3 protein-coding genes are annotated in these 3,768 nt (G+C 54.2%); 2 read left to right on the top strand and 1 reads right to left on the bottom strand.

Features of this window, described 5'->3' with window-relative positions; all coding sequences use genetic code 11:
- Nucleotides 1-2,538 (top strand): HAD family hydrolase (locus WBM93_RS05195; RefSeq protein WP_424429094.1); only part of this gene is annotated, 2,538 nt, incomplete at its 5' end.
- Between the two features lie 2 nt (nt 2,539-2,540).
- The gene (locus tag WBM93_RS05200) at nt 2,541-3,359 is read left to right on the top strand and encodes a class I SAM-dependent methyltransferase (RefSeq protein WP_424429097.1); all 819 of its coding nucleotides are present in this window, start codon (nt 2,541-2,543) and stop codon (nt 3,357-3,359) included.
- A 47-nt stretch (nt 3,360-3,406) separates the two neighbouring features.
- Here the strand turns inward: WBM93_RS05200 and WBM93_RS05205 are convergent.
- Nucleotides 3,407-3,768, bottom strand: a 362-nt coding sequence (locus WBM93_RS05205) for an SDR family NAD(P)-dependent oxidoreductase (protein WP_424429100.1), incomplete at its 5' end; no start/stop codon positions are given.

Below are 3,768 nucleotides of genomic sequence, written 5' to 3' on the forward strand. Positions count from 1 at the left end.
TCCGAAAACTGGCACAGCTTTTGCGATGTTCGGCCCGAGATCGCCCAATTTGGTGCGTGCCGTCAGGCCTGTTTGGCCGGAAAACAAGATTGCGACAGGCAGATGCTGGTCAACATGAAGGAACCGAAAACCATGAAAGAAACCGTTGCTGGCTGGGAAATTGATGCGCTACTCGACGATCTGGAGGACGATATTGAAATATTGTCGCTCGATTGTTTCGACACCTTGATCTGGCGGAATGTCAATCGGCCAACGGACGTGTTTCACGATCTGGCTATTCCCGACTGCACCATGGAATTGCGCGTTCTGGCGGAGCAACGCGCGCGTAAGGCGCTGATACTCGACACGCAAAAGGACGATGTCACAATCTATGAAATATACGCAAACTTGTTTCGCGAAGCCGATCAAGAGCGGATTTCCAGCTGTATCGAAGAAGAGCTTTTGGCCGAAGCGCGCCACTGTTTTGCCTTTCAGCCGGTTTGTGATTTGATGACACGCGCGAAAGAGCGCGGGCTGAAAATCATCATTGTATCCGACACCTATTTACCGGAACCTTTTCTGCGCCGCTTGATCACGGACGCTGCAGGACCGGAAATTGCCGACAAGATCGACCGGATATTCTGTTCCTGCGAATATGGGATGGGCAAAGCGGGCGGCCTGTTCAAACCTGTAATCGCCGATCTCGGTATCTCGCCTGCCAAAATTCTGCATCTGGGCGATAATATCGAAGCCGATTTCAAGGCACCCCGACAGCTCGGCATTCACGGTGTCCATTTCGAACAATTTGACGAGGAGGCTTCGGAGCGCTTCAGACTGGAAGCTGTGGCCGCCACAATAGTCGAAAAAGATACGCGCAAGGAGTCTCCCGCCTTGCAGCCACATCGTGCCCAAATCTCGTTACGCCGAAGGGACGACGCCACTTTTCAATTCGGCCATGATGTTCTGGGGCCAATATTGCACGGATTTTCACGCTGGATTGCGGAAGAGTCGGAAAGACTGGAAACGCAGACCGGCAAAAAGCCCAAATTGCTGTTCCTGCTGCGTGACGGCTATTTGCCTGCCAAAGCCTTCGAGACCGCCTACCCCCAATTTGCCGACCAGATCAGCATGATCGAGCTCAGTCGCTTTACCGCCAATGCCGCCAGCTTCACCGACCGCGAAGCAATCCAGAAATTTCTGACGGCCGAAGCAACGAACAACAAAAAGGATGCCTATTCAAGCCAGAGGCAAGCGGCTTATTGCCGCCAGCTGCTGTTCCTGAAAAGCGAGATAGCGAAACTGTCCGCAATCAAGACGCCGCAATCCTTTATCCGGGAAGTTCTCAAACCGAAGAACGTCACGAAAATCGTCGCACGCGCCAAGACATTCCGCGCAGGATTGATCGCTCACCTCGGGGCGAATGGTGTCGAGCAGGACGATTCCGTCGTCTTTGTCGACCTGGGCTATAACGGTTCGGTCCAGAATGTGATCGAGCCGGTGCTCAATATGGAAATGGGACTTGAAATATCCGGGCGCTACCTGTTGCTGCGCGAATTGATGATAACCGGTCTCGACAAAAAGGGACTGGTTGATGTCCGGCATTATGACAATAGCGCGCTCAATGCGCTCTGTGAATCTATCGCCGTTCTCGAGCAGCTCTGCACTCAGTCGAACGGTTCCGTTCTGGGATATGACAAGACTGGCGAACCTCAGCGGGACACGGCTGATATCAAGGGCGTGCAAAGTGAAGAACGGGATAAAGCCCAGGCTGCCTGTTTGAATTATATCGAACAAATCGGCTGCGGGTGGGCGACGACACCGCGTTCATGGGACGGTGATTGCGCGCGCCAGATGACGGCTGCCTCGCTTTCCCGGCTGCTATTTCTGCCGGTCGAACGCGAAGTCGGCATTTTCGAGAATTTCCATCATGATGTCAATCTGGGCACCAAGGACACGCTCAAATTTATCGATACGGAATCGGCCGAACAGGGGATCAGACGCCGCGGACTATTCTATACCAAGAATATCAGCCGGATTTATCTGCCCGGCGAATTGAAGCAGCGCGGAATGGAAGCGCTGCTACCGCTGTTCACGGGCAACCGTTTCGGGCTTGATCTGCGTCAGAGCGATTTCCAGAGCGGCGCCATCAAAATTCCGGTCATGCTCGCCGATAGTCAGGAGAACTTACAGATTGAAATCGATGCCTACCCGACGAGCGACGGCTATTTTCAAGCCCTGATTCCGGCGGGGACGGGGCAGTATAATATCGCCATCATGCTTGGCCAGATTTGTAACTGGCTGCAGATAGAAGAAGTCAATTTTCAGGAAATTGATAGTTTCATGGCCCAGAAGATTGACGATGATTCGATCGCGGCGCACCCGGTTTTCGAAGCGATAACCGAAAATGCGCCGGGGCTCTATCGCTGCGCGCGGGAAGATGCCTTCATGTTCATTCCACCTCCCGCCACCGCGACCGATGAAATGCTGATGCTCAATTTCGTATTTCGACCGACACTGCTTAGCAAGTCCGCGCAAGCCAATATGAAGAAGGCTGCCTAGAGATGACTTTACTGATCCACTCGATGGCCGAGTTTTCCGATATCATATTAAACGCAATGGACCTTGCCGATGTTTCGCGGATAGCTGAAATCGGAGCCGAATATGGCGGCATGACCAGCATCCTCGCCGACTATGCAGAAGCCAATGACGGGCATCTGTTCAGTGTCGATCCCAATCCCAAGCAGGAATTTCTGGATTGGGTGAATGCCCGCAAAAGCGTCACCCATATCGCCAAGCCGAGCCTCGCCGCCTTTTCGAAGCTCAAGAATATCGACCTGTGGACGGTGGATGGCGACCATAATTGGTTCACCGTCTATCATGAACTGAAAGCGATAGAGGCGACCTGCGAGCGCGACAAGAAACCGCTGTTCGCGATCCTGCACGATGTCTGCTGGCCTGCCGGCCACCGGGATATGTATTATGCCCCCGATGCCATTCCCAAGGAATATCGCCACGATTATTGCATGGACGGCGGCGCCAAGCCGGGCCAGTCCGGATTGCTGCGCGAACAGGGCATGCGCGGCTTGGGCCATTTCGGCTGGGCCCTGCACGAGGGCGGAGAGCGCAACGGCGTGAAATGCGCGGTTGTCGATTTTATCAACGAAGCCGAAGCGGGCGGACATCAACTGGCCTATGCGGAGATTCCGGCGGTGTTCGGACTGGGTATCCTGTTCGACACAAATGCACCCTGGGCCGGCCCGCTCAGCGATCTCCTGATTCCCTATCATGACAATCCGCTGCTCGCGAAACTCGAGCAAAACCGCCTCGCCAACTATCTCACCGTACTGGACTGGCAGGATGGAGTAATCAACAGGCCGTAGAAATCACCAATTCGCGGCCGATGAAGGGACCACCCTGACAATCGGTTCTATGACCGCGAAATCATGCCGCCATCCAGAACCAGCGCCTGCCCGATCATCCATGATGAAGCGCGGGAGCACAGATAAAGCGCGGTTCCTGCGATATCTTCCGGCGCGCCCATCCGGCCGCGCGGAATTTGCGAAATCGCCATTTTTGTCATTTCGTCATTATCAACAATCTGTTTGGTCATATTGCTCGGGAAAAAGCCCGGGGCAATCGCGTTGACGTTGATATTGTGGCGGGCGAGATCGGTTGCCAGATGTTCGGTCAGATTGATCACGCCCGATTTGCTGGCGGTATAGGCATAGGTCGGCATGCCCGAATTCCTGATGCCGTTGATTGACGCGATATTGATAACGCGAGCGGGAT

Origin of the sequence: Parasphingorhabdus sp., from assembly GCF_049667325.1 — a bacterium.
Taxonomy (GTDB): Bacteria; Pseudomonadota; Alphaproteobacteria; order Sphingomonadales; family Sphingomonadaceae; genus Parasphingorhabdus.